At 68.1% G+C, this 25,702-nt stretch carries 22 protein-coding genes and 1 tRNA gene; 12 read left to right on the plus strand and 11 right to left on the minus strand.

Features of this window, described 5'->3' with window-relative positions:
• Nucleotides 1-38: 38 nt before the first annotated feature.
• Nucleotides 39-878 (plus strand): diaminopimelate epimerase, encoded by an 840-nt coding sequence (gene dapF / locus VT85_RS06435; RefSeq protein WP_068412197.1) that lies wholly within the window; start codon nucleotides 39-41, stop codon nucleotides 876-878.
• A gap of 54 nt (nucleotides 879-932) precedes the next feature.
• Here dapF and VT85_RS06440 read toward each other — a convergent pair whose 3' ends face one another.
• Nucleotides 933-1,910, minus strand: a complete 978-nt coding sequence (locus tag VT85_RS06440; protein WP_068412199.1) for a sugar ABC transporter substrate-binding protein — start codon at nucleotides 1,908-1,910, stop codon at nucleotides 933-935.
• 111 nt (nucleotides 1,911-2,021) lie between these two features.
• Nucleotides 2,022-3,545: a transglutaminase-like domain-containing protein gene (locus tag VT85_RS06445; RefSeq protein WP_082858403.1), complete on the minus strand. Its 1,524-nt coding sequence runs from the start codon at nucleotides 3,543-3,545 to the stop codon at nucleotides 2,022-2,024.
• A gap of 211 nt (nucleotides 3,546-3,756) precedes the next feature.
• On the opposite strand from VT85_RS06445, the gene VT85_RS06450 reads away from it, so the two are divergent.
• Entirely contained in the window at nucleotides 3,757-4,284 is a 528-nt protein-coding gene (locus VT85_RS06450) for a GNAT family N-acetyltransferase (RefSeq protein WP_068412200.1), read from the plus strand.
• A gap of 22 nt (nucleotides 4,285-4,306) precedes the next feature.
• Here VT85_RS06450 and VT85_RS06455 read toward each other — a convergent pair whose 3' ends face one another.
• Nucleotides 4,307-4,621 carry a plasmid stabilization protein gene (locus VT85_RS06455; protein ID WP_068412201.1) on the minus strand — a complete coding sequence of 105 codons (315 nt, stop codon included), beginning with the start codon at nucleotides 4,619-4,621 and terminating at the stop codon, nucleotides 4,307-4,309.
• 403 nt (nucleotides 4,622-5,024) lie between these two features.
• Between VT85_RS06455 and VT85_RS28980 the strand changes: the two genes are divergently transcribed.
• Nucleotides 5,025-5,396: an RNA recognition motif domain-containing protein gene (locus tag VT85_RS28980; protein ID WP_068421514.1), complete on the plus strand. Its 372-nt coding sequence runs from the start codon at nucleotides 5,025-5,027 to the stop codon at nucleotides 5,394-5,396.
• Nucleotides 5,397-5,726: 330 nt separating this feature from the next.
• Here VT85_RS28980 and VT85_RS06465 read toward each other — a convergent pair whose 3' ends face one another.
• From VT85_RS06465 to larB, 4 genes are all read right to left on the minus strand, one after another.
• Nucleotides 5,727-7,031: a hypothetical protein gene (locus VT85_RS06465; protein ID WP_068412210.1), complete on the minus strand. Its 1,305-nt coding sequence runs from the start codon at nucleotides 7,029-7,031 to the stop codon at nucleotides 5,727-5,729.
• A 1,604-nt stretch (nucleotides 7,032-8,635) separates the two neighbouring features.
• A complete protein-coding gene (locus VT85_RS06470) occupies nucleotides 8,636-9,163 on the minus strand; it encodes a hypothetical protein (protein WP_197491135.1) in 528 nt (175 codons plus the stop codon).
• Between the two features lie 192 nt (nucleotides 9,164-9,355).
• A complete protein-coding gene (locus VT85_RS06475) occupies nucleotides 9,356-10,270 on the minus strand; it encodes an NAD(P)H-hydrate dehydratase (protein WP_068412223.1) in 915 nt (304 codons plus the stop codon).
• A gap of 14 nt (nucleotides 10,271-10,284) precedes the next feature.
• Nucleotides 10,285-11,082 (minus strand): nickel pincer cofactor biosynthesis protein LarB, encoded by a 798-nt coding sequence (larB, locus tag VT85_RS06480; protein ID WP_068412228.1) that lies wholly within the window; start codon nucleotides 11,080-11,082, stop codon nucleotides 10,285-10,287.
• Nucleotides 11,083-11,274: 192 nt separating this feature from the next.
• Between larB and VT85_RS06485 the strand changes: the two genes are divergently transcribed.
• From VT85_RS06485 to VT85_RS06505, 5 genes are all read left to right on the plus strand, one after another.
• Nucleotides 11,275-12,297, plus strand: coding sequence for a YfaP family protein (locus VT85_RS06485; protein WP_068412231.1), 1,023 nt, complete (start codon nucleotides 11,275-11,277; stop codon nucleotides 12,295-12,297).
• 231 nt (nucleotides 12,298-12,528) lie between these two features.
• Nucleotides 12,529-13,848 (plus strand): efflux RND transporter periplasmic adaptor subunit, encoded by a 1,320-nt coding sequence (locus VT85_RS06490; protein WP_068412234.1) that lies wholly within the window; start codon nucleotides 12,529-12,531, stop codon nucleotides 13,846-13,848.
• A gap of 109 nt (nucleotides 13,849-13,957) precedes the next feature.
• Nucleotides 13,958-14,674: an ABC transporter ATP-binding protein gene (locus VT85_RS06495; RefSeq protein ID WP_068412237.1), complete on the plus strand. Its 717-nt coding sequence runs from the start codon at nucleotides 13,958-13,960 to the stop codon at nucleotides 14,672-14,674.
• Nucleotide 14,675: 1 nt separating this feature from the next.
• Entirely contained in the window at nucleotides 14,676-15,869 is a 1,194-nt protein-coding gene (locus VT85_RS06500; RefSeq protein WP_068412241.1) for an ABC transporter permease, read from the plus strand.
• Nucleotides 15,870-15,876: 7 nt separating this feature from the next.
• On the plus strand, nucleotides 15,877-17,037 hold the full coding sequence (locus VT85_RS06505; protein ID WP_068412243.1) for an ABC transporter permease: 1,161 nt from the start codon (nucleotides 15,877-15,879) through the stop codon (nucleotides 17,035-17,037).
• An 8-nt stretch (nucleotides 17,038-17,045) separates the two neighbouring features.
• Here the strand turns inward: VT85_RS06505 and VT85_RS06510 are convergent, their stop codons facing one another.
• The gene (locus VT85_RS06510) at nucleotides 17,046-17,708 is read right to left on the minus strand and encodes an MBL fold metallo-hydrolase (RefSeq protein WP_068412245.1); all 663 of its coding nucleotides are present in this window, start codon (nucleotides 17,706-17,708) and stop codon (nucleotides 17,046-17,048) included.
• Between the two features lie 158 nt (nucleotides 17,709-17,866).
• Here VT85_RS06510 and VT85_RS06515 point away from each other — a divergent pair, with 158 nt between their 5' ends.
• Nucleotides 17,867-19,105 (plus strand): glycosyltransferase family 39 protein, encoded by a 1,239-nt coding sequence (locus VT85_RS06515; protein WP_068412258.1) that lies wholly within the window; start codon nucleotides 17,867-17,869, stop codon nucleotides 19,103-19,105.
• 120 nt (nucleotides 19,106-19,225) lie between these two features.
• Here VT85_RS06515 and VT85_RS06520 read toward each other — a convergent pair.
• A tRNA-Ser gene (locus tag VT85_RS06520) sits at nucleotides 19,226-19,314 on the minus strand.
• 684 nt (nucleotides 19,315-19,998) lie between these two features.
• Here VT85_RS06520 and VT85_RS06525 point away from each other — a divergent pair.
• The 3 genes from VT85_RS06525 (at nucleotide 19,999) to rfaD (ending at nucleotide 23,647) form a co-directional block, all read left to right on the plus strand.
• Nucleotides 19,999-21,234 carry an anion transporter gene (locus VT85_RS06525; RefSeq protein WP_068412261.1) on the plus strand — a complete coding sequence of 412 codons (1,236 nt, stop codon included), beginning with the start codon at nucleotides 19,999-20,001 and terminating at the stop codon, nucleotides 21,232-21,234.
• Nucleotides 21,235-21,250: 16 nt separating this feature from the next.
• The gene (locus tag VT85_RS06530; protein ID WP_068412267.1) at nucleotides 21,251-22,516 is read left to right on the plus strand and encodes an MFS transporter; all 1,266 of its coding nucleotides are present in this window, start codon (nucleotides 21,251-21,253) and stop codon (nucleotides 22,514-22,516) included.
• 144 nt (nucleotides 22,517-22,660) lie between these two features.
• Nucleotides 22,661-23,647 carry an ADP-glyceromanno-heptose 6-epimerase gene (rfaD, locus tag VT85_RS06535; RefSeq protein ID WP_068412271.1) on the plus strand — a complete coding sequence of 329 codons (987 nt, stop codon included), beginning with the start codon at nucleotides 22,661-22,663 and terminating at the stop codon, nucleotides 23,645-23,647.
• On the opposite strand, the gene VT85_RS06540 is transcribed toward rfaD, so the two are convergent.
• Both VT85_RS06540 and VT85_RS28285 read right to left on the minus strand, forming a co-directional pair.
• Complete coding sequence (locus tag VT85_RS06540; protein WP_068412274.1) at nucleotides 23,631-25,478, minus strand: alpha-amylase family glycosyl hydrolase; 1,848 nt, start codon at nucleotides 25,476-25,478, stop codon at nucleotides 23,631-23,633. The two genes, rfaD and VT85_RS06540, sit on opposite strands and share 17 nt — an antisense overlap.
• Complete coding sequence (locus VT85_RS28285) at nucleotides 25,475-25,702, minus strand: hypothetical protein (RefSeq protein WP_068412278.1); 228 nt, start codon at nucleotides 25,700-25,702, stop codon at nucleotides 25,475-25,477. Before VT85_RS28285 ends, VT85_RS06540 begins: the two co-directional genes overlap by 4 nt.

Here is a 25,702-nt window from a genome sequence, read left to right on the forward strand (position 1 = left end):
GTCCGGGCGGACCACTCCCGGATCTCACCCACCTACCCATGAAATTTACGAAGATGCACGGCCTGGGCAACGACTACGTCTACGTCGAGACGTTCTCTCAGCCCGCCCCGGCCGATCCCGGCGAGCTGGCCCGCGCGGTCAGCGACCGCCATTTCGCCATCGGCTCGGACGGCCTGATCCTCATCATGCCGAGCGATCGGGCCGACGCCCGGATGCGGATGTTCAACAGCGACGGCTCCGAGGGCGAGATGTGCGGCAACGGCGTACGTTGCGTCGCCAAGTTCATCCACGACCACGGCATCGCGGCCCGCCCTCGCGTCACCGTGGAGACCGGTCGGGGCGTCCTGACCCTGGACCTGACCGTCGAGGCCGGCGAGGCCCGGCTCGTGCGCGTCGACATGGGAGCCCCGATCCTCCGCGCCGAGGAGATCCCGACGAACCTGCCGGGCGATCCCGTGATCGACGTGCCGTTGGAGATCGGCGGCAAGGACTTCCTCCTCACCGCCGTCTCGATGGGCAACCCCCACGCCGTCCTGTTCGTGGACGACGTCGCGGCCTTCCCGCTGGAGGCTTTGGGCCCGTTGATCGAGCGCCATCCCGCGTTCCCGAAGCGCGTGAACGTCCACGTCGTCGAGGTCGTCTCCCCGAGCGAGGTCCGCATGCGCACCTGGGAGCGCGGCTCCGGCGTGACCCTGGCCTGCGGCACCGGTGCCTGCGCCGTCTGCGTCGCCGGCGTCCTGACGGGTCGCACCGGCGGCCGCATCCTCGCCCATCTCCCGGGCGGCGACCTGGAACTCGAATGGCCCGACCGCGACGCCTCGGTCTTCATGACCGGCCCCGCCACCGAGGTCTTCTCCGGGACCTGGCCGCAGGCGTGATCCTCGTCCTCGCCCCCCGGGGGGGCGAGGTTCCGAGGACGTCGCCGCCCTCGATCAATACGCCGGCTTGTGCTGGTCGACGTTCGCCTTGTTGATGAGGCGGAGGGGGGTGACGACTTCCTGGTCGACGGTCTCGCCCTTGAGTTTGGCCGCCATGACCTCCACGGCCTTCGCCCCTTGTTCGCGAGGGTCCTGGAGGATGGTGCAGGCGAGGCGGCCGTCGCGGACGGCGTCGAACGCGGCCTGGCTGCCGTCGAAGCCGAGGACCATCACGTCTTTCCAGCCTTCGGCCTGGGCAACCTCGGCGGCGGGCAGGGCCATCTCGTCGGACTGGGCCACCACGGCGCGGATCTCGCCCGGCTGGAAGCGACGGACCAGGTCGGTCATGACGCTCTTGGCCTTGTCCTCCTGGAAGCCGGCGAATCGACTGTCGGCGACCTCGATCTCGGGGTGCTTCTGGAGCACGGCCATCAGGCCCGCGTTCCGCTTGCGCTGGGGGCTCGAACCCTCGGTCCCTTCCAGGTAGACGATCTTGCCCCCCTTGGGGCCGAGCAGCCGCACCAGCTCCTCACCCTGGAGGACGCCCCCCTCGGCGTCGTCGGCCCCGACGTAGCTGACGACCTCGCCGCCGTTGATGCGGCGGTTCAACGCCAGGATCGGCACCGAAACGCGATTCGCCGCCTCGACGGCCGGCGTCAGCGCGTCCTCGTCGCGAGGGCAGAGGATCACGGCCTTGAGGCCCAGGTTAAGGAGCGTCTCCACCTGCGCGATCTGCTTGGCGTCGTCGTCCTGGCCGTCGCGGACGTCGACCTCCAGCCCCAGCTCCCTGGCCTTCGCCTCCATCCCGTCCTTCATGGCGAGGAAGAACGGGTGGTTGAACGTCGGCAGGACCGCGCCGATTCGGCCGGAAGATGACGCCGAAGCCGGCGACGCCCCCCCCTCGGTCGAGGCCGACTTCTCGGCGCAACCGACGGCCAGGGGGGCCAGGAACAACAGGAAGGCCAGCTCGGCCGGCCGCTTCATCGGGAACATGGTTTCGACTCCGGGGCGCGACGCGACGGCCTCGGCGGGTCGCGTTCGGGAAGGTTCGCCTCGCACGTCGGACCATTGTGCCGCCGGGGCCGGGGGGCGGTCAACGCACCGTCAACGGAGTTCCAGCGGCTCGATCGTCACCTTGCCCTGGACCCGGAGGATGGGCAGGAACGACTCGAACGGCGAAACGCCTTCCAGGCTCGACTCCGAGAGCTTGATGTGCGTGGCGTCCACCTGCGCCTGGTCGAACGACGAGTCGAGCGCGACCCAGCGGTTGTTGACGTAGACCTCGTGCCACATGTGGAAGCCGAACCCCTTCGCCTTCAGCTCCTTGCTGTCGACATAGATCAGGCCCACGGCGACCCGCGACGGGATCCCCTTCGCCCGCGACATCGCCGCGGCCAGCACGGAGTGCTCGGTGCAGTCGCCGGTCAGGTTCTGCGCGGCCTCGCTGGCCGGGGCGAACGTCGTTTCGAAGTTGCTCCGCATGTTCTGGAAGACCCAGTGGTTGATGCGGACGGCCTGGTCCCAGGGGGCCACCGCTTCGGCCACGGCCCGATCGGCCAGCCGCTTCACGCGGGCGTCGGCGCTGGTGATCATCCCGTTGGGGCGGAGGAACTCGGGGTCGACGGCCGCGGTCCCGGCCTCGCCGTCGTTGGGGCCCATCGTCTGGATGATGAGCGTCGCCGACTTGCCGTCGCCCGTGGCCTGGATCGACTGGCGACGGTCGGCGGGGATGATCTTGGCCGGGTCCTCGTCCTTGTGGGTGATCAGGTATTTGATGTACTGGGTCTGGTACGGGGTGGGGATCTCGCGCTCCGACTTGACGATGGTGCCGCGGATCTGGTCGTACTTGATCCGGCCGCCGGGGGCCTTGGCGCCCTGCTCGGTGGTCCGGTAGGTCGTCATCCCCCCCAGCAGGTCGACGTCCTGCTTCAGCACCTGGCCGCCGGCGTCCACCCAGAGGACCGCGCTCAGCTCGGGACGAGGCTTGCCGTCGAGCGTGGCGAGCTGCTCGATCTTGCGGAGCGGTCGCTTCAGGCCGTCGCCCAGTTCCACGTCGGCCGTCGGCCCGGCCTTCATCTCGATGTCCACCACCCGGTTCAGGTCGGGGATGTACATCTTGAGGGTCCGGCTCTCTCCTTCGGTCATCGGCTTCTTCGCCATGCTCTGTTCGGCCGCATAGGGGCCTCGGACCTCGGGACCCCAGGGGATCACCTGCTCCTGACGCTGCTTGGTCCCTTCGAGGATCAGCTTCATCTGACCGTTGACCGCGTCGCCGAAGACCCGGATTTCGTTGTCGCTGGTCAGGGTTCGGGTGTCGAGCCGGAGGACCTCCCCCTCGGGGGTCTCGATCGTCCCGTACATCATCTTCTGGACCACCACGTCGTCGCCCCGGCGGAAGCTCAGGACGGTGTCGACCCGCACGCGGTTGAGCGGCCGGCCCTTCTCGCTCACCTTCTCGATGAAGGTGTGGATGTAGCCGATCTTGTTACCGGCGAGGAAGACGGCGTCCCACGCGTCCTCCCCGCGGGCGGGCGCGGTCGACGCGCCCGCGAAGACGGCGGCGGCGACCGCGAACAGGATCGGCGAAAGCCGCAGCGGACGCAGGCGGCGAAGACGAATCCGGTACATGACCCTGAACCCTTTCCCTGGACCAGCATCGAGGCCGACTCGGACGCGCCCGGCGCGCGGAATCCCCCGTGCCACTATCGGCGAAAGCCCGGCGAGGCCTCAAGCTCAAGTCCCGGCCGGCTTCTCGGCCCGCGCCGCCGCATGCTAGACTGAGGCCCGGCCCCGCCCCCCCAATTTCGCAATCACGACCGCCGGTCGGCTGGACGATGCCATGGAGAGCCTGGAAACCGAACGGCTGACGCTCCGCCAGTTCCGCGAGTCCGACCTCGACGCCTACGCCGAGATGACGAGCGACCCCGAGGTCATGAGGTATCTGGGCTCCGGCCCGATGAACCGCGCCGAGGCGTGGCGCAACATGGCCACGATCCTCGGCCACTGGACCCTCCGGGGCTTCGGGATCTGGGCCGTGGAGGAGCGGGCCGGCGGCGCGTTGATCGGCCGGGTCGGCTGCTGGCGTCCCGAGGGCTGGCCGGGCCTGGAGGTCGGCTGGATGCTCCGGCGAGCCTCCTGGGGCCAGGGCTTCGCCACCGAGGCGGCCCGGGCGTCGCTGGACGTCGCCTTCGAACGTTTGGGCGAGAATCACGTCATCAGCATGATCCAGGGCGACAACCAGCCGTCGATCCGCGTGGCTCGGCGGCTGGGGATGCGGCTCGAAGGTCGGACCGAGGTGTTCGACATCCCCGTCGCGGTCTACGGCATCCGGCGCGTCGGCGTCGTCCCGCCCACGCGCCGGAAGTGACCCGAAGCGGCGACCGATCCGATCAGCCCGCGCTCTTCTCCTTGTTACGCTTCCGGGTGGCCGCGGCCTTCTTGGCCGCCTCCGAGCGGGCCGAAGCCGGTCGCGCCGCCGAGGCCGCCCCCCCCGCCTCGCCCCCCTTCTTGCTGGAGACCTTGGTGTCGGGCTTGCCGCGCCCGCTCCCGGACTTGTTCCCCCCGCCCGACTCCTTGTTGACGGTCGCCCAGGCGCGGCTCTCCGCTTCCTTTTCATCGACCCCGCGCGCCTCATATCCCTCGGCGATGTGCTCCGCCTTGCGCTTCTGCTTGTCGGTATACTTGGATTTGTCGCCTTGCGGCATGGTCGGGCCCTCCTTCGCGTTAGGGATTCTCGGTGTTCGTGCTCCGAGCACCGGAACACGCTCCAAATCCCGCGCCGAAGGGGGCGGAATCCTCCGAATTTTTGGGGGGATCTCCGGCTTGCATGAAAGATGGCGGTCTGGTCGCCGCTCGCTCCGGTCGTTAGAATGGGAGAATTTCCAGAATTCGACCGCAAAGCCGGTTTCGAACTACCAATACGGCCGGCGTATCTCTATAATCCGGCTTGGCTGGAAACCGAACGAGCGCGTGCCGAAGATCCCAACAGAGCTTCTCGTCTGCCTCTTCCGCCTTTCCACCGCCTTGGGCCGCACAGTCGGCCCCTTTCAGGACCCGGAAAGTGAGAGTAGATGGGTCGAGTCGAGTCGCCACGCTAGGAGTTTGAAGGTGGGCAAGAAACTGTACGTCGGGAATCTTTCGTACCGCGTCAACAGCTCGGATCTCGAGCAGCTGTTCTCGCAGTACGGCACCGTCGAGAGCGCCGAGGTCATCTCGGACCGCGAGACCGGCCGCAGCAAAGGGTTCGGTTTCGTGGAAATGAGCTCGGACGCCGAGGCCCAGGCCGCCATCGACGGCCTGCACGATCATGAGTCCGACGGCCGTCGGCTCACCGTCAACGAGGCTCGTCCTCGCGAGCCCCGCTCGGGCGGCGGCGGCTACGGCGGCGGCGGCGGCGGTCGTGGCGGCTACGGCGGTGGCGGCGGCTACGGCGGTGGCGGCGGCTACGGCGGCGGTGGCGGTGGCCGCGACCGTTATTGATCCAGGCCGAGCCTGAAAGACAAACCACGAACGTCCCCCGGGTCTCCTCATTCCGTGAGGCCCGGGGGACGTTTTTTTTGGCCTTCCCGGAGTTGGGGCGGGGCCCATCGACGGAATCGCCCGCAGGGAGGAGAGCCCAGCGGATCCCAGCGCCGGTCGTCGAGGCCGCTCTGCTTGCCGACGAACCGAGGACGCACCAGCAGGCATCGCCTCGATCCAAATTCCGAGTGAGTCAGAATGTCTGAGTTGCGACCCCGGGTCGCCCCCCTTTCGTTGAGTCGTCGACTCCTTGAAATCGACGGCAGGATGACGTGGATGGGCCCATCCACATCAATATAACCGCAACATTTCGAGGATCCTCTCGAGATGCTTGTAATTCAAATAGATTTCGCTTGCGAGGATGCCGAGGGAGATCCCCGCGGACCAGCGGGTGATCGCCGCGCCCCTCGCCAGGGGCGCGGCCAGGAGGAGGGTGATCGCGACGAGCCAGTGCTGGGAATAGAGGAAGAACTCGTCCCCCCAGAACGTGTGCGCTGTAAGGTTGAAGCCGATTATCAGGAGGCTGGCGATCCCCATCGCGCGCCAGGCTCGCGTACCTCCCCGGCAGAACCAGGCGTCCAGGGCGAGTAGGGCGGCGAAGGCCGTAGAAACGAACGGACGGCGAGGCTGATCGAGCGTGAACATAACCTCATAATACGTATAGAATTTGCTGTTCGTCATGGGGTTCATCGTCGTCGCAACGGCGAGGGGGGCCAGGGACTCCTGCAGGGCGGGGAGCGCCCCGCGCACCTTGACGGACGGAACATCCCTGAATTTCTCTACGAATCCCTGGCTGTCCTCGATCGCGGCGTGCATCGGCGCGCGCCCGTAGAGGAAGTTGTCGGCCGCGAACACCAACCCCGTCACGCCGAGGACGATGCCGGCCAGTCCCACACACAAGCGGGCCGTCGATGGGAACGGGATGCCGGAAGCGACCAACGACGCAAGCAGGAAGAATTCGATGATGACGAGGTTGGTCACTGTGACACAGGTCGCTCCGGTCCCGACCACGATCCAAGGGAGCCAATACGGCATCCACCCCCGATCGACCGTCGAGGCGGCGAGCCACGCGGCCAGCGCGAAGAAGAACCCACTCATGACGAAGTGGTCAGGAATGGACCCGAAGATCAGTTGGCTGAACGACGCCGCCTGCAGCAGGCACATGAGGACGGCGTAGCCGCGCGCGAGGGCGAGCTTCCGGAGCACCATATAGACGGTCGAGATCGTGCCCCCCGAGAGCGCCGGGATGAGCAGGAGCGCGAGTTCGCGACGGATCTCCAGTTCGGACGACGGCCAGGAGGAGGCCGTCGTGATCACGGAGACGAGGAGTGCGACGAGACGGATCGGGAGGCTGGCGATCAGGCCCAAGCCCGGATGGACAGGGTTCGAGTTCGGCGTCCATCCGCTGCTGAACAGCTCGAGCCGGTGGCTTGGATCGGTGTTGAATAACACGTCGTACTCTTCGAAGACGCCGAGCCGATCGAATCGACTCAGCAGCGTCAAATTGATCAGGAACATCGCCAGGCCAAGGGTCCCAGCGACGAGGAGATCCGCCCGGTACGTCGAGGTCGCGTTATCGGATTCGCTGGTGATCATGAACCGGGCTCCGGCGTCGGACCTTGTTCCTGGTAGTTCGAACTCCCGGGGCCGAACCCCTGGGGAATACACAATGTCGGTGGTCGGCCGCCTCCTCGGGCCGCTCGCCTTCTCCGCCGTTCGACCTTGTGCGTGGCGTTGCGATTTCGGTCGATCCGCACGCCGTCGACGTAATCCGGGACCTCAATGTTTCCGACGCCGGCGGCCTGGATGCGGATCGCCTTTCATCCCAGTCGATCCGCCAGACACGAATGGATCTCGACCACTCAGAGTCTTGGAACTCGGCCATCGACACCATAACCGTGAACCACCTAGCGACGAGCCGCCCGTCGGGGCTCCAGGCCAGATCGACCGGAAAAACGTCACGGTAAGATCCGACGCGAACAATCCCGCAGATATCAGGCCGTTCTCTTGTGATCTTTTGCGTCCATCAGACCGAGCCGCATGTCAATCCACGCACGAATCTCGAATCGGCCGTACCTCCAATAATGCGTCCCAAGGCCATGACGCTGGCCGAGGCTGCGTGGATGGGCCTCCGGCCTCATAGGTCGGGCTGAGCTTCGCGACTCGTCCTCCCTCGAGGACCCGCAGGTCGCCTTCACAATGGGCTCTCACCGGATGTCGTAGCGCGACATGCCGCGCAGGCGATCAGAGTGCTCGAACGAGCGGGTTGCATCGACCACCTTTCCGTCCGTGCCCCGAGGTCGCTCGACCTTAGGGATCGGCCTCGTGGGGTTGTGAGTCGCCCATGGCTCGTCAGTCAGTTCTGTCGAACACGGCTTGCGCGGGCGGATCGTCCTGGCCGCGGCACCTCGACGCAGCGTCATTCCAACCCAAAACCGCACAGACGTGGAGGCAGACTGGCCGCTTCTAAATATCGCATGGCTCCGAGAAAATCAACTTTCTGTATCATAATCGTGCACAAGCACGGCCAATCCACAAGGGATAGGCGCACCGCAGCCGGCGGACGGCCGCTGGGCCGTCCCATCCGGCGGTACGCCTGGAATTACGTTCCGCCGTGTCGGCCCTTTCAGCTCAGGCCTTGTTTTTTTGTTCAGTTGAACCGAACTCTCGGGCCGCTCGAAGCTATAACCCCAGCCCAAGCGGCCGTTTCGCTTCGGAACCTTCCCGATGGCGAGGGAACTGCGATCCGAGCAATCGAGGAGGATCTTTCGGATGCGGATACCTCCGTGGACACGCTGGCCCAGGGCTCGATCGTCGTTTGAATCAGCGACGAGACAGGACCGCGGCAGTTACCGCCCCACGCTTCACGGGTTGATAACGGAGAGGGCAGACTCACGAAACGGGATGAACATGGGAGAGGCCGGTCCCCTTGAATTTGCGGGGCCTGCCGACACAGTTCACGAACCTTGGGCCAGATTTCGGAGTCGACCACCGTCTGCGGAGGCGGAGGCACGCATCGACGAGCAAGATGTTCACGTCGACGGGCTGAGAGCAGGCAAATCACGCCGAGATCATCGGGATCCGTACACCGAGAGCACGTATCCCGATCCGTGATCGACGACTCTCGCTCGATTCGCGCATCCGGCTCGTCGAGCATCGCCGAAGGATGGATTCCGCCCGCTTCGATCGCGGCCGATCGGTCAGTCCTCGGGCTTCGGCCGCACCACGGCGAGCGGTCGAAGGACGGCCAGCATCGTGTTGAGGTGGGCCAGGCGGGGGCCGAAGCGATCGACGAAGTCGCTGAGGGCGAAGTCGCCGTCGATCAGGTTTTCGTGGTTGTCCTCGACGTATTCGGCCATCTCGCCGATCAGCGACGCGTGGACCTGCTCCAATCGACCGAGCGCCTCCCGGCTGGCGTCGAGCACGCGCTGATGCCCATGCTGCCAGCGTTCCAGCTCAGCCATCTGGCGGGCGCGCTGCTCGCGATTGACCTGGACGATCTCGCGGGTGAGGTCCAGATTCTGACGGTTCAGATCCAGGTTCAGGCGGTCGATCTCCAGGTTCTGCCGGAGGACGTCCAGGGTCTGACTCTGGAGATTGACCAGATGCTGGAGCAGGACGGCCGGGTCGTTCGGACCTTGCACCGCGTTCGAGGAGCCCTGGCCGGTCGGCGAGACTTCCATGCGATACGTCCATGAGGCCGAGGATGGGTTCTCGGGATTGGGCACTCCGACCTCCTTCGCGGGGACAGGCGGGACCGACGAAAAGGACGCTCGCCAGCCGACCGGCCCGACCGAGATCGAAGCGGGCTGGGGGGACGTCTCAGTATAGGCGATGGCCCTGTGAGCGTACAGGGGACGTACGCCGCGACCTCTGGGCGGAGCCCCGCGCGACGGCGTCCCTCGCACGTCAGGGGCGTCTCAGAGCGTCAGGTCCTCGTCGTCCTCGTCCTCCTCCTCTTCGTCGTGGTGGACGGCGTAGTTGAACGCGTCGGGGAGGGCGTCGACGAGGTCCCCGGCGATCATCCCCACCTCGCCGGACTGGTCGCGGGCCATGTCGCCGGCGAGTCCGTGCGAGTAGACCGCGAGCTGGGCCGCCTCGAAGGCCTCGAGCTTCTGCCCCAGCATCGCGGCGACGACCCCGGTGAGCACGTCGCCGGCGCCGCCGGTGGCCATCCCCGGATTGCCGGACGTGTTCACATAGGTGCGTTCGCCGTCGGTGACCAGCGTCCCACGCCCCTTGAGGACGACCACGAGGTGCTCGTTCCGCGCCGCGAAGGCCGCGCCGCGGGCCTCGCGTTCGGCCTGGATCTGGACCGTGGTGAGCCCGGTCAGGCGCGCGAACTCGCCGGGATGGGGCGTGAGGATCGTCGGCCTGCTCAGGCGCTCGATCAGCGAGAGGTCCTTCGCCAGGGCGTTGAGCGCGTCGGCGTCCAGGACCAGCGGCTTGCCCGAAGCGACGGCCCAGCGGACCAGTTCCAGGATGTCGGCCGAGTCCCCAAGCCCGGGGCCGATGGCCAGGACGTCGGCCTTGTCCGCCAGGCGCTCCAGCGCGGGCCGAGAGGCGTGAAAGTCGAGGAAGCCCTCATCGTCGTCGGGCAGGGGGTAGGTCATGTAGGAGGGTTCGAACGACGCCACCGTCGGCTGGACCTCGGCCGGCGAGGCGACCCGCACGAGCCCCGCCCCGGAACGGAGGGCGGCCGCGCCTGCGAGCGCCGCCGCGCCGGCCATTCCCCGGCCCCCGGCGATGATCAGGAGCGACCCGTACCGACCCTTGTGGCCGTCCGGGGATCGCTTCGAAAGCTTGGGAATCGATTCGACGCGCTTGAGAGCCATTGCAGGAGAGACTTTCAGTTCGAGGAGACGCCGGCCGCCCCGCGCGCCGTCCCGGCGCGGTGGGCGATGAGCCCGGCCACATATCCGCCGTTGAACCCGGCGTCGATGTTCACGACGACGACGTTCGACGAGCAACTGTTGAGCATGCCCAGGAGCGCGGCGAGCCCCTGGAAGTTGGCCCCGTAGCCGATGCTGGTGGGCACGGCGATCACCGGGCACGACGTCAGCCCGCCGACCACGCTGGGCAGCGCGCCTTCCATCCCGGCCACGACCACCAGGACGTCGGCGTGGGTCAGGCGGTCGCGACGGCTGAGCAGGCGGTGGAGCCCGGCCACGCCGACGTCCACCAGCAGGTCGACCTCGCAGTTCCAGGCCTCGGCGGTCACGCGGGCCTCCTCGGCGACGGGGAGGTCGCTGGTGCCGGCCGTCACCACGGCGACCCGGCCGACCTTCGGCCCCTCGACCTCCGGCCCCGGCTTGCGGAAGGTGCGGGCGACGGGGTTGTACTCGCCTTCGGGGAACGCGGCCCGGATCCGCTCGGCGACCTTCGGCTCCATCCGAGTGACCAGGCAGCCCTGGCCGTGGTCGATCAGCGTGCCGAGGATCGCCTCGATCTGATCGGCCGTCTTGCCCAGGCCGAAGACCACCTCGGGGAACCCGCAACGGTTCCGGCGATGGAGGTCCACGTGCGCGAAGCCGCCGGTCTCGGCGAACCCCTGCTGCTGGGACTCGAACGCTTGCGCCGCCTTCTCGGGCGTGGTCTTCCCGGCCGCCAGGGCCTCGAAAATCTGCGCCAGGTGGTGTGGGATCATGGGGCCGAGGTTCCAGCGAGGGAGAGGGGTCCGCGACGTCCGCCCGACGCATCGGGTCCCGATCAACCGTACCGGGGGCGCGGGGAATCCGCAACCGATTTGACCTACCGGCGGAGACGGGCCGCGTGCTAGCCTGACGTGACGACGCCCCTCGCGGTCGGAACGAATTCGACGCCCCCGGACCTCGACCGAATGTCGACGACCCTTCCCCCAGAGCGTTCCGGCGCGGGCGAAGACCGCGGCCGAATCCCGGTCGCCTATCCGCCTCGCCCTCCCGCGCGCGGGGCCAGGAAGTCTCCCGCGGCGGTCCTGACGCTCGCCGACCCCGCGCCGACGCCGGCGAGCCCCTGGTCGATCGCGAACCTCAAAAGCTGGAGCGCGTCGGTCGGCCTCCACACGGCTTTTCTCCTGAGCCTGGCGTTCTGGTATTTCGCCCCCCCCGTCGACCGGCCGATCGAATTCGACACCCGCCTGGGAGGCTCCCCCTTCGGAGTTCCCGAGGGGATCTCCCTCATCGGCGGCCTGAACACCCCCGAGGACGAACCCGGCTCCACCGACGCCGACGCCCTCCTCGAACCCTCCCCCGATCCGCTCCTGGAGATGCCCCCCCTCGCGATCGAGCGTCCGACCCTGAAAGGACGGGGAGCGAGACCGACCGCCGGGGGAGGTGCCCCCAACGAGAACCCCGGCGCAGGCGACGGCTCGGCCTTCGGCGTCGCCCGCTTCGGCGACGGCGGCGAGTCGATCCGGGGCGTGGCGGTCAAGGTCGGCGACCCCCAGTTCACCCTGATCTGGGACGCCGACGTCGACCTCGACCTCCACGTCGTCGAGCCCGGCGGCAAGGAGATCAACTGGGAAGAACGCAAGGGAGAGCAGGGGGGCGAACTCGACGTCGACAACACCAAGGGCTACGGCCCCGAGAACATCTACTGGCTCGTCGAATCCGACGGCCCCGGATCGACCCGAATCCGAGGCGCCGGGCCGCCGGGGGTCTACCGCTGGTTCGTCTCGTACTACGGCGGCTTCGGCGGCATCCCCAAGCCGACCCAGTGGCAGGTGCGCGTGAAGCACGCCGGCCGGGTGACGATCCAGCGCGGGAAGCTCCGAGCCCTGGACGAGCGGAGCCGGACCTACTCCTTGACCGTCGGACCGGGCGCCGCCGCGACGGCCGAATCCGAGGACGACGGCCCGCTCCTCCCTCCCGAACGCCCCTGACCGCGCAGCCGAAACACAACCAATCACGCACCCGAAAAATGGGGAGGCGCGAACAATTTCGAGACGCGAGTGTCGAATATCGACGGTACACTCAAGCACAAGTGATCAGGTATTCGGGATCGCCCTCGCGACCGATGTCGATCGTGGTTATAGTCGGCCCAGATCCTCCCATCGCGCCTGACGATCAGTCGCGTTCCTGCGTCCACTTCCACGGGACCTTCGAGGCCTGCCATGGCGAGCAGTTTGCGCGAGGAGTTGGCGTCCCTCCGGATCGAGCGGGCGAACGCCCCCCGACCGACCGTCGATCGCGCCTCCGCGACCGAGTCGCGGCCGGGGACCTCGACGGAATATCGGCGCCGCAAGGGCGTCGGCCTCCGGCTCGTCTCGTTGCTGTTCTGGCTGATCCCCCTGGGCGTCATCGGGGCCGCCGGCGCGGTGGGGTATAAACAGTACGATCAGATGCGCTCGAAGCCCGAGGTGACGATCGGCCTGGTCCAGCAGATGACGCTGGGCGAGGCCGAGAAGCTCCTGAGCTCCAAGGGCTACTTGAAGTCCCGGTATCAGGCGATGATCGGCACCCGGATCGCCGGCCGCGTCGAGGAGATGCGGGTCACCGAGCGCGCGTCCGTCAAGAAGGGGGAGATCCTCGCCGTCATCGAGCACCACGACATGGACGCCATGCTCCTGCAGCGCAAGGCCGCCCTCTTGAAGGCGGAGGCCGACCTGGAGGAGGCCAAGGTCGACCTCTGGGACAAGGAACGTCAGGAGAAGCGGCTGGGGCGACTCTTCGAGAAGAGCATGACCCCCCAGGAAGACTACGACAAGGCCCTCGCCGCCCGCCGCGGCGCCGAGGCCCGGATCGCCGCCACCGAGGCGGCCATCCAAATGACCAGGTCGAACATCGACGAGATCGAGGCCACGATCCACCACCAGATGTACCTCTACGCCCCGTTCGACGGCACCGTCGTCGAGAAGCAGGGCGAGGTGGGCGAGATCATCAGCCCCATGGCGATGAGTTCGTCGCTGGGCCGTTCCGCCGTCGTCACGATCGCCGACCTGCGGAACATGGACGTCGAGGCCGACATCCCCGAGGAGCAGATGTACCGGGTGACCGAAGGCCAGCCGGCCGAGATCTCCGTGACCGCCGTCCCCTCCAAGCGTTATCGGGGGCGGCTTCGCCAGATCACGCCGATGGGCGACCGGACCCGGGCCACGGTGAAGGTCAAGGTCGAGATCCTCGACCCCGACGACAAGCTCTTCCCCGAGCTGGCCGCCACGGTCCACTTCCTTCCCGACAAGAAGTTCGCCGAGTCCGAGGCCAGCCGGGCCTTCCTCTACGTCCCGACCGAGGCCGTCTTCCAGGAGAACGGCCATGACTGGGTCTGGCTGATGGACCGCGACTCGCGACTCTCCCGTCGGAAGATCGAGGTCGCCAACTCGAACCGAGGCTCCACCCGCGTCGAGTCCGGCCTCCAGGCGGACGACAAGGTCGTCCTGAATCCGACGTCCGGGCTCCGCGACGGCGCCGTCGTCCGCGAGGCCGCCCGCTGACGACCGGCCCGAAGACGCTTCCCATGGGTCAGGTCCGCCGGCCGTCACCGCCGACGTCCCAGCGCGACCGGACGGAGCAGGAATCGCTTTCTTTTTCGAGAGGACCTTCATGAACGCGTCGCCGTCGATCGAGCTGCGAGGGGTCGAGAAGGAGTACCGCCGCGACGAGTTCGTCGTCCCGGTCCTCTCGGGCCTCGACCTGACCGTCGCCGAGGGCGAGTACCTGGCGCTCATGGGCCCGTCGGGCTCGGGCAAGACCACCCTGCTGAACCTGGTGGCGGGGCTCGACGTCGCCACCAGGGGCCAGGTCGTCGTCCACGGCCAGGACCTCGGTCGGCTCTCCGAGTCCGAGATCACCCGCTGGCGGGCCAACAACGTCGGCTTCATCTTCCAGACCTACAACCTCATCCCCGTCCTCACCGCGGCCGAGAACGTCGAACTCCCGCTGTTGCTCACCAAGCTCTCCCGCAAGCGTCGCCGCGAGAACGTCGCCACGGCGCTCCGCGTGGTCGGGCTCGAAGGTCGCGAGCACCACTACCCCCGGCAACTCTCCGGCGGCCAGGAGCAGCGGGTGGCGATCGCCCGCGCCATCGTCACCGACCCCTACCTGCTCGTCGCCGACGAGCCCACCGGCGACCTCGACCGCAACACGGCCGACGAGATCCTGGAACTCCTGGAGCAGCTCAACCGCGAGTTCCAGAAGACCATCGTCATGGTCACGCACGACCCGCTGGCCGCCCGACGCGCCGGCCGGGTCCTCCACCTCGACAAGGGTCGTCTCGTGGACGACGTGATCAACGAATCCCCGATCTCGGCGGCCTCGTGACATGAAATACCTGACCTACATCTTCCGCAACGCCCGCCGCAACCCGGTCCGCACCGGGCTGACGGTGGCGTCGATCGCGATCTCGATGTTCCTGATGATGATCCTCACGTCGTTCTTCGCCGCCTTGCAGGAGGCGAACGCCGCGACCAAGCAGTTCAACCGGATCATCGTGATGAACGCCAACGGGTTCGCCGGCCAGCTCCCCATCGCCCGCGTCCGCCAGGTCGAGGCAATGGACGGCGTGGTCTCCGTCACCCCGTTCTCCTGGTACGGCGGCAAGTACCAGAACCAACGCGTGCTGTTCGCCCAGTTCGCCGTGGACGCCGACAAGGTCTTCGACACCCTCGACGAGTACGACGTCCCCCCCGAGCAGCTCGCCGCCTTCAAGGCCGACAAGTCCGGCGCGGTGATCGGCCCCAAGCTCGCCCGCGAGTACGGCCTCAAGATCGGCGACCCGATGCCGCTGCAGGGGGACATCTACCCCGTCGACCTCAAGCTGACCATCCAGGGGATCTACCAGGCCCCCCGAAACACCGACCAGCGCATGGTCCTGTTCCACTTCGAGTACCTCGACGATCAGCTCCGCCAGCTCGGCTCGTCGTCGGGCGGCTCGACCACCCAGCCGAGCTCCGCCGCCGGCAACGCGGGGATCCTCTTCGTGAAGTGCCGCGACGCCGCGGCGACCGCGAGCCTCTGCAAGAAGATCGACGAGGAGTACCGGAGCACCGACTTCCCCACCCGGACCCAGACCGAGGAAGCGTTCGGCCAGATGTTCTCCGAGATGATGGGGGGGCTCAAGAACGTCGTCTACTGGATCGGCACCGCCGTGGTCATCTCGCTCCTGTTCGTCTCCGGCAACGCGATGGCGATGGCGATGCGCGAGCGGACCACCGAGGTCGCGGTCCTCAAGGCCATCGGCTACGACAAGAAGCTGGTCCTCGGCATCGTGCTGGCCGAGGCGGTTCTGGTCTCCGGGCTGGGGGGTGCCGTGGGGGCCCTGGGGAGCAAGGCCCTCTTCGACTTCGTCGACATCTCGCCGTTCACCGGCGGCTTCCTACCGTTCTTCTACGTCCCCTGGTCGGTCGCGCTCACGGGGTTGGGCGTCGCGCTCTTCCTGGGCTTCGCCAGCGGCGTGGTGCCGGCGGTGATCGCCGCGAACTCGTCCGTGATCAACGGTCTCCGCAAGGTCGTCTGAGGTCGCCATGATCCCGATCAAGTACAACGTCCGCAACCTCCGCGTGCGCTGGAAGACGACCCTGATGACGGTCCTGGGGACCGCCCTGCTGGTCGCTTCCTCGTGCATCCTCTTCGGCCTGGTGGAGGGCCTGGAGCACAGCCTCAAGGTCTCGGGAGACCCGCTCGACCTGATCGTCCTGCGCAAGGGGGCGACGGCCGAGACGACCGGCGGCTTCGAATCCAAGAAGGCCGACGAGCTGCTGACGCTCAACGGCATCCTGCGCGACGGCGACGGCCCGGTCGCCGCCAAGGAGCTGCTCAACATCCCCGTGGCCGAGCGCCTCTCCGGCGCCTTCAACAACCTCATCCTCCGCGGCGTGGAGCCCGCCTCGCGGAAGCTCCGCCCCGAGTTCAAGATCGTCGCCGGCCGCGACTTCGAAAGCGGCAAGGGGGAGTGCATCGTCTCGCAAAGCCTCGCCGGGGCTTACAAGGGGGCCCAGGTCGGCGGCCAGCTCGTCTTCGGCGAGAAGGAGAAGTACCGGGTCGTCGGCCTCTTCACCGCCGGCGGCAGCTCGGCCGAGAGCGAGATCTGGGCCGACCTCAAGGACGTCGAGCGCAACACCGGCCGCGACGGCTCCGTCTCCTGCGTCCAGATCCGCGCCGCCGGCCCCGCCGAATTCGACCAGCTCCGCAAGGAGATCGAGGACGGCGCCCAGTTCCGGCTGGCGGCCAAGCCCGAGGCCGAATACTTCGCCACCCAGTCCGACGCCAGCACCTTCTTCAAGGCGGCCGGCACCCTGATCGCCGTCCTGCTGACCTTCGGCGCCATGTTCGCCGCGGCCAACACGATGTTCTCGGCGGTCAAGTCGCGGACCCGAGAGATCGGCACGATGCGCGCCCTGGGATTCTCCCGCAGCGACGTCCTCCTCTCGTTCCTGGGGGAATCGCTCCTGCTCTCGCTCCTGGGGGGCGGCCTCGGTCTGCTGGCGACCCTGCCGATGAGCCTGCTCTCGATCGAGACGATGAACGGCAACACCTTCGCCTCGGTGAACATCAACTTCCGCTTCGGCTACTGGGTGATGGCCGTCGCCCTGAGCATGACCCTGGTCATGGGCCTTTTCGGCGGCATGCTCCCCGCCCTGCGAGCCGTCCGGCTGGAGGTGATCGCCGCCCTCCGCGAACTCTGACTCACGGGCTATCGCGCGTGCTCCAGCAGGACGATCGTCCGCCGCGTCGGCAGCGAGGCCCGGTCGATCGCGAACTCGGCCCCGGCGATCCGCTCCACGGGATCGTCGGGGAGCCGCTCCAGGAACCGTTCGATCGGCTGGATGTCCAGGTTGATCCTCGGCGTCTTGTAGTGCATCGGCACGACGACCCTGGGACCGATCGCGTCCAGCAGCGCGGGGATCTCGGCCAGGTCGATCGTCGGCGTCCCCCCGGCCGGCGCGAGCACCACGTCGGCCCCCCGGATCGGCTCCAGTTCCTCGGCCGACAGCCGATGCCCGAGGTCCCCCAGGAAGGCGACGTGCAGCCCCTCGGCTCGGAAATGGACGATCGCCACCTCGTCGCCCGGCTTCCGTTCGGGAGTCTCGAAGACCCGGACGGCCTCGATCCGGATCCCTCGGAAGTCCTCGCCCCCCTCGGGAAGCTCCAGCGCGCGGAAGACGTGGAACGACGGGACGATCTGGCCGAGATGGCTGTGATAGCGGTCGTTCTCGTGACTGACCACGACGACGTCGGCCGGCTCGGCGATCGGCTCGTAGCCGCCGGAGTCCGGCGAGCGGTAAGGGTCGAGGATGACCCGAACCCCCTCGGTCTCAATCAGGAACGCCGCGTGTCCGTACCACTTGATGCGCATGGCGAGGGCCTCGGAATCGGGACGGTGTGGCGCCCGGGACGCCGTCTTGCTTAGTCTAGCCGGAAGCCGACGCCCACGCGACCTGGCGCGGGGTCACAAAACCGGGCGTCGACCGTTAGTGTGGTCGAACGATCCGCACGCTGGAGCCACGCCGATTCGTGTCCATCCTCGACCGTCTTTCCCATCCGATTGATCCGGCCCCCTTCCTGAACCGACTGCTCGACCTGATCACGCGGCGCCCGCTCGTGGTGTGCCTCTGGCTGGGCGTCGCGCTGAGGTTGTGGGTCTATCTCCAGGGCCGCCCCTACTGGATGGACGAGGGTTCGCTCCTCGCCAATCTCCGCGAGGGGGGCATCTTCGACCTCTCCAGCCCCCTGAAGTCCGACCAGCTCGCGCCGCCGGCCTTCCTGGCCGCCCAACGGCTCGTCACCCGCCTCCTGGGCGAATCGCCGTTTGCGACCCGACTGATCCCCCTGGCGTGCGGCCTCGGCTCGCTCTGGCTCTTTCGCGCGATCGCCCGGCGCACGCTGCCCACCTCGGCGGCCGTCGTCGCGATGTTCCTCTTCGCGGTCGGCGACGACCTCGTCTACTACGCGAACGAATTGAAGCCGTATTCGACCGACCTGGCGGTCGGGCTCCTGGTCACGCTTATCAGTCTTAAGGAGCTTCACGACCCCCCGAGCCGATCCCGCCGCGCGGGCCTTGCGGCCCTGGCCGTCGCGTCTCCCTGGATCTCGTTCGCCTCGGTCTTCGTGGTGGCCGGCTGCGGACTGGCCCTCCTCATCGACCGCCTGCGATCGCACCGCAGGGGCGAGATCGCGATGCTGCTCGCGACGGCCGCCGCCTGGGGGGCGAGCGTGCTGATCGCCCATCGTGCGTCGAGCCGACTCCTCGGCCCGGCGACGTCGATGTACGTCTTCTGGAACTTCGCGTTCCTGCCGTTCCCCCCCACCGATCGGAAATCGCTGGCGAGGGCCGTGGGGATCGTGCTGGAGACGTTCGTCACGCCCCTGAACCTGACACCCCGGCTCCTCCCGTACGCATTCGCCCTCTTCGCCCTGGCGATGGCGATCCAGGGGGCGCGGCGCATCGCTCGCCGCGACGCCGGAACGCTGGGCGTGCTGCTCCTGCCGATGGCCCTGGCGCTCGCCGCGTCGGCCCTGCGACGCTACCCCTTCCACGGCCGCCTGATCCTCTGGCTGGCCCCGGCGTTCTTCCTGCTGATCGCCGAAGGCTTGCAGGACCTGCGCCACCGTCGCGGACGCCTCTGGTACTCCGCCGCCCTGGCGTTCCTGCTCATCTACCCGACGTTCGACACGCTCTACGAAGCCGTGCCGCCCCACATTCGGGAATTCAACAGCCACGGCGATCTGCGCAAGAACCGGTTCATGGAATGAGCCGGAGTCGAGCGAACGAGAAAAAAGAAGCGGAGCCCCGACCGATGATCGGTTCGTCCGCAAATTTTGGGCGGGCCTGATGCAAGACGTGAGGGCGAGCGTCGCCCGGCGAAAATCAAGCGGAGAGGGGGGGATTCGAACCCCCGAGACGAGTTTCCCCGTCTAACGGTTTAGCAAACCGTCGCTATCGACCACTCAGCCACCTCTCCTCGATCGGCGCGACCCCCTGGTCGAGAGGGTCGATTGCGGACGTCAAAGCTACCAGAGCCGCGCCGTTTCGTCAATGAACCCGTGCCGAACGTCGCTCGGATTGCGGCCGCTCGCGGGGTTTCGCGCGTCCGAAGCCCGCTTGCCGCTTCGTAATCCGCCAGCGTGGCGCAGGGTCAACTTGGGGGATCGTGCGCGCCCGCCACTCGTCCGAGGGCGCGCCGGCGTTCGATAGGGCCTGACGAGGAAAAGCGCCGAACCAACCCAATTCAAGGCCCCTGATTAGAGACATGAAATCCAATCCCCGATTCAACTTGCGACCGATTGGCTCCGTTCGCGACCGGCGCGAAGGAAGCCAATTCGCCGCCGTCGCCCGTACGCTGGTCCCGCGGCCAGGCTGACGCGAACGGCTCGCGAAGGTGGACTTCGAAAAACAGACGAACGAACCCAAATCGGCAGGCGGTTTTCCAATGCAAACAACTTTCTGACAAGTCTTTACGCCCGATTGCTTCGTTTCCAGGGGCGGGCGGACGAACCAAATTTCGGGAACGGATCGCCGTTCGCACGGAGCCTCCTCGGCATTAAAATCGACTCACGATCGGACGGAGCGGGAACGGCCCGACCCGCCCTCGACAGGCACCGGACGATGGTCCGGCGCGAAGCTGGCCGACAGAGTCAGAGGACTGATGACGCCCTGGAAAACCTGGATCGCGGCGACCTTGTTCGGCGGCGTCTACGCGGCCCTGGCGTTCGGACGCCTGCCGGGCTTCCGGCTGGATCGGCCCGCGATCGCGATGGTCGGGGCGGCGGCGATGCTCGGGTTCGGCGTGATGGACCTGCGCGAGGCCGCCGGGGCGGTCGACGTGGATACGATCGTCCTGCTCTTCGGGATGATGGTGCTCGCCGGCTATCTGCGCCTGGCGGGATTCGTCGACCTGGCGACCCAGGTCGTCGCGAATCGCCGGCCGGGGCCGCTGGCGATGCTGGCCGTGGTGGTGGCGATGTCCGGCGTCCTCTCGGCCTTCCTGGTCAACGACGTCGTCTGCGTGGCCCTGACGCCGCTGGTGCTGGAGCTTTGCCGACGCCTCCGTCGCCCCGCGATCCCCTATCTGGTGGGCCTGGCGACGGCCTCGAACGTCGGGTCGGTGGCGACGATCACCGGCAACCCGCAGAACATCATCATCGGCTCGCTCTCCGGGATCTCATACGCCCGTTTCGCCGCCAGGCTGGCCCCGATCGCGGTCGTCGGCCTGGTGCTGACGTTCCTCGTGGTGGCGACCGTGTACCGCCGATCGCTCCGGACGCCGGACGGGCCGACGCCCCCCGCGAGACCGCCCGCGAGAATCCGCAACCATCGGGGCCTCCTGATCCGCGCCGGCCTGGTGACGCTCGGGACGGTGGCGCTCTTCTTCGCCGGGGCGCCGGTGGCGACCGCGGCCCTGATCGCGGCGGCGGTGCTCATGCTGGACCGTCTCCGCCCGGAGCGGGCGTTCGAGGCGGTCGACTGGCCCTTGCTGGTGATGTTCATGGGGCTGTTCGTGGTCGTCCACGGCTTCGAGGCCAACGTCGTCCGAAACTGGGACCTGAGTCGGATCGCCACCGAAGGCTCGCCGGTCGTCCCCGTGAGCCTGGCGGCGATCTTCCTGTCGAATTTGGTCTCAAATGTGCCTGCGGTCCTCCTGTTCAAGCCCGTCCTGGCGGTGATCGGGGATCCGGAGCAGGGGTGGCTGGCGCTCGCGATGTCGAGCACGCTGGCCGGGAACCTGACGCTGTTGGGCTCCGTGGCGAACCTGATCGTCGTCGAGTACGCCCGGCGGGACGGCCAGGAGCTGGGCTTCGTGGAGTACCTCAAGGTCGGCGTGCCTCTGACCCTCGCGACCTGCGCCGTGGGGATCGCCTGGCTCTCGCTGACCCACTACTGATGGACCCGAGGGACGAATGACCGAAGCCGAGACCGAGTCGACGCACGAGCCGTCTCCGAGGAGCCTCGCCTGCCTGGATGCGCTCAACTTCTTCCTCGCCGACGTGCGGGACGGACTGGGGCCGTATCTGGCGATCTACCTGACGTCGCGACGGGGATGGGACCCCTCGCAGGTGGGGGTCGCGATGGCGGCGATGCTCCTCGGTACGATCGCCACCCAGTCGCCGGCGGGGGCCATGATCGATCGGATCCGCTGGAAGCGGGCGGCCGTGGCGGGGGCGGCGGGCGTCGTCGCGGCCGGCTGCCTGGCCATGATCCTGTTCCAGGGCTACTACGTCGTCGTGGCGTCCCAGGCGATGATCGGGGCCGCGGCGTCCGTCTTCCCGCCGGCGATCGCGGCCCTGACGCTGGGGATCGTCGGCCACAAGCGGCTGGCGCGACGGACGGGCCGGAATGAGGCCTTCAACCACCTGGGGAATGTGGCGGCGGCGGTCCTGGCCGGCGCGGCCGGATACCTCATCGGCTACTGGTCGATCTTCTGCCTCGTCGCCCTCATGGCCGCCCTGAGCGTCGTCTCGGTCCTGGTCCTGCCGGAGTCGGACATCGACCACGACCGGGCCCGGGGATCGACCGACGGGGTCGAGGGGGGGCCGCAGGTCGAGTCGATCGCGGAGCTGTTCCAGGATCGCCGGATCCTGGCTTTCACGGCCTGCGCGGTGATGTTCCACTTCGCCAACGCGGCGATGCTGCCCCTGGTCGGCCAGAAGGTCACGGCGGGGATGGACCGTGGGACGGCGATCTTGATGTCGGCGTGTATCATCACCGCCCAGGTGGTCATGATCCCGGTCTCATTGGCGGCCAGCCGGCTGGCCGAGAGCTGGGGACGGAAGCCGGTTTTCGTGATCGGCTTCGCGGTGCTGCCGATCCGGGGCCTGCTCTACACTCTGACGGCCAACCCGTACCTCCTGGTCGGCATCCAGCTCCTGGACGGGATCGGGGCGGGGATCTTCGGCGTCGTCTCGGTCCTGGTCGTCGCCGACCTGACCCGGGGGACGGGCCGATTCAACCTGACGCAGGGGGTGCTGGCGACCGCGACGGCCCTCGGCGCAGCCCTGAGCAACGTCGCCTGCGGCTACATCGTCAAGGCGGCCGGCTTCGACGCCGGGTTCGCGACGCTCGCCGCGATCGCCGTGGGGGGGCTCGTCCTTTATGCCAGGGCCATGCCGGAGACCCGCGACCTCGCCCCTCATGTCGGGATGAAGGCGGCCGTCGCCCCCGCGTGAAGGCCGGGCGGAGTCGGCTGGTGGGAACGGGGGGCGGCGAGTAACTTATGGGGCGTGCGCGGCCCCCGGAGTGGGCGGCCCTGTGAAAGTCTCTGGAGCGGGCGACGGACGCCCGCGCCCTTTGAGCCGCTGGAGTCACCACGGATGATCGCGATCACGGGAGCCGCCGGATTCATCGGTTCGAACCTCGCCCATCGGCTGTCGGCGGCGGGGAGGGAGCTGATCCTGGTCGACCACCCCCTGACGGCGGCCACGGCGGTCAACTGGGCCGGGCTGGGCCGGTTCCGCTTCGTGCCGATGGAGCGGTTCCTCCTGGACCTGGAGCGGGGCGAGGGGAAGGCGATCGAGGCCATCTTCCACCTGGGCGCGTGCAGCTCCACCACCGAGACCGACTGGCGGTTCCTGCTGGAGAACAACGTCGGCTACACCCGCAGCCTCTGGGAGTGGAGCGCCGCCGAGCAGCGGCCCTTCTTCTACGCGTCGAGCGCCGCGACCTACGGCGACGGCTCGAAAGGGTTCAGCGATCGAACGCCTCCGACCGAGCTGGAGCCGCTCAACCTCTACGGCAAGAGCAAGAACGACTTCGACGCCTGGGCCCTGTCCGAGATCGCCGCGGGGAATCCCCGGCCGCCGGCCTGGGCGGGCCTCAAGTTCTTCAACGTGTACGGCCCCCGCGAGATCCACAAGGGGAAGATGGCGAGCGTCGTCTGGCACGCCCGCCGTCAGGTCCTCGAGACGGGCGAGGTCCGGCTGTTCAGGTCGAACGACCCGACCTACCCCGACGGCGGCCAGCGCCGGGACTTCGTCTTCGTGGAAGACTGCATCGACCACATGCTCTGGCTCTGGGAGCACCCGGAGGCCTCGGGTATCTACAACAGCGGGACCGGGACGGCCCGGACCTTCCTGGACCTGGTCCATGCGGTCTTCGCGGCCCTCGACCGCGAGCCCCGAATCCAGTTCATCGACATGCCCCCCGAACTCGGCCGCCAGTACCAGAACTACACGCAGGCTGATATGAGCAAGCTCCGCGACGCGGGGTTCGCCCGCCAGCCGACGCCCCTCGAAGAAGGGGTCCGGCGGACCCTTTCCTGGGAAGACGCGCCGACGATCGCGGTCACTCCCCCAGCCTGAGGATCACGGCCGTCTCGGCGGGCGTCTCCAGCGCGGGTCCCTCGGAGCCGGGAGTCCAGCGGCCCTCGCCGTGGAGGACGACGGCCGGGCCGTTCACCAGCGTGGGGAGTCGCAAGCGGGCCGGCTTCGCCCCCCGGTTGAGGGCGACGACGACCCGCGAGCCCTCGTATTCCCGCAGGAACACATAAGCCTCGTCCGTGGCGATGAGGTTGGTGGTCTTCCCCCGCCGCAGGGCAGGCTCGGACTTCCGCAGGTGGAGCAGGGTGCGGTAAGTCTGGAACAGGCGATCCTCGTCGGGCGTCCGTCCGGCTCTCGTGAAAGCGTCGCGAGGGTCGCCGGGGAAGCCTCCCGGATAGTCCGGGCGGATCTCGGCCCCGCCGGCGAGTCCGATCTCGTCCCCCCAGGCGAGTTGGGGGATGCCGCGCGAGGTGAGCAGGAAGGCCGCCGCCAGCCGGAGTCGCGCCGGGGTCGTCCCGGGGACGCTCGCCAGCCGCGAGACGTCGTGGTTGTCCTGGAACGTCGTCAGCAACTCCGGGTGCGGGTAGAGGTGGTCGCGACGGAGCGTCTCGGCCAGGAACGACATGGGGTCCTTCCCCTTGAACACGCCGGTGATCGCGCCGTGCATCGGGAAGTCGAACAGCGACTCGACGCCGGGGTCGACCCCGTCCCAGCCCTCGCGGCCCCCCTGGAAGAACGAGAGCCGGGGGGCGTCCCAGATCATCGCCTCGCCCACCGCCCGCATCCCGGGGTGAGTCGCCCGCAGCCGTTCGGACCAGCACTTCCAGAACGTCCGATCGACGAGGGGGAACGTGTCGAGACGGATGCCGTCGGCCTCGAACAGGGTCGTCCACCAGAGGGACTGCTGGATCGCATAGCGGGCCGCGCGGTCGTCGCGCAGGTTGAGGTCGGGAAGGATGCCCAGGAACCAGCCGTCGGTCACGCCCCGGCGGTCGGCCTCCAGGGCGTGCGGGTCGACGAGGGCCTCGTATCGGAACGTGCAAGAAGGGGGCCGGTCGAGCGGCCCGTTGAACCACGAGGCCGTCGGCGGGCGTTCTCGCCAGGGATGCTTCGGCCCGCTGAAGCCCAGGAGCTGATCCTGGACCACCTTGAGCCCCAGCGCATGGGCCTCGTCGACAAGTGCCCGGTAATCGTCGAAGGTCCCGAAGCGGGGATTGATCGCATAGAAATCGACCGGGGCATAGCCGTGGTAATCGGCCATCTTCCGGGGTTTGCCGTCGATCACGGCGTCGAACCAGGAATCGGCGGTCCGGTAGATCGGGGTCAGCCAGAGCGTCGTGATCCCGAGGTCGACGAGCGTGGGGAGCCGTTTTCGGATCCCGGAGAAGTCGCCGCCGTGATACGCGTCCGGTCGGCCCCGGTCGAACATCCGGTCGCCCTGGGGAGCCTCGTTGTTCGCCGGGTCTCCGTCGGCGAAGCGGTCGGGCATGATCAGGTAGAGGACGTCGTCCGGCCCGAACGGCCGCGGGGACCGGGACGGTCGGGCGAGCAGCGGCCACTCGACCCGAACGTCGCGGCCGACGGTCAGCTCGCAACGGCCGGGCTCGGCCCCGCCGGGGATCGTCACGTCCACGAACGCGGCGCGGCCGTGGGGGAGGGCGTGGACCTTGCCGATCCGCAACGGTCCGGCGGTCGCGCGGATGGGGGCGTCGACCAGCCCCGAGCCTTCGATCAGGAGGGTGACGGTCCGGTCCTCGCCCTCGGCCCACCAGGACGGCGGGCCGACGCGGTCGACCGTCTGCCCGCGGGCCGTCGCGATCGCGGCGAGGAGGCCGGCGATCGCGACGAGCCGGGGACGGGCCGGGGACTTCAAAGCTCGGCCGAGGTCGAGGCGGACGCGCGGGCGCGGCGGCCGAAGTGGAACATCAGGGCGCCGAAGACGATCATCGCCAGGCCCCACCAGAGGTTCACGTTGATATCCAGGGACTTGGCGTACATCCCCGGGTTCGTGAAATGGGTCACGGCCCCGAAGCCCGTCATCAGGCCCCCCAGCGAGAGGAAGAGGAGCCCGATCGGGACGCGGATATCCAGGTTCAT

The sequence above is a fragment of the Planctomyces sp. SH-PL62 genome (assembly GCF_001610895.1).
Taxonomy (GTDB): domain Bacteria; phylum Planctomycetota; class Planctomycetia; order Isosphaerales; family Isosphaeraceae; genus Paludisphaera.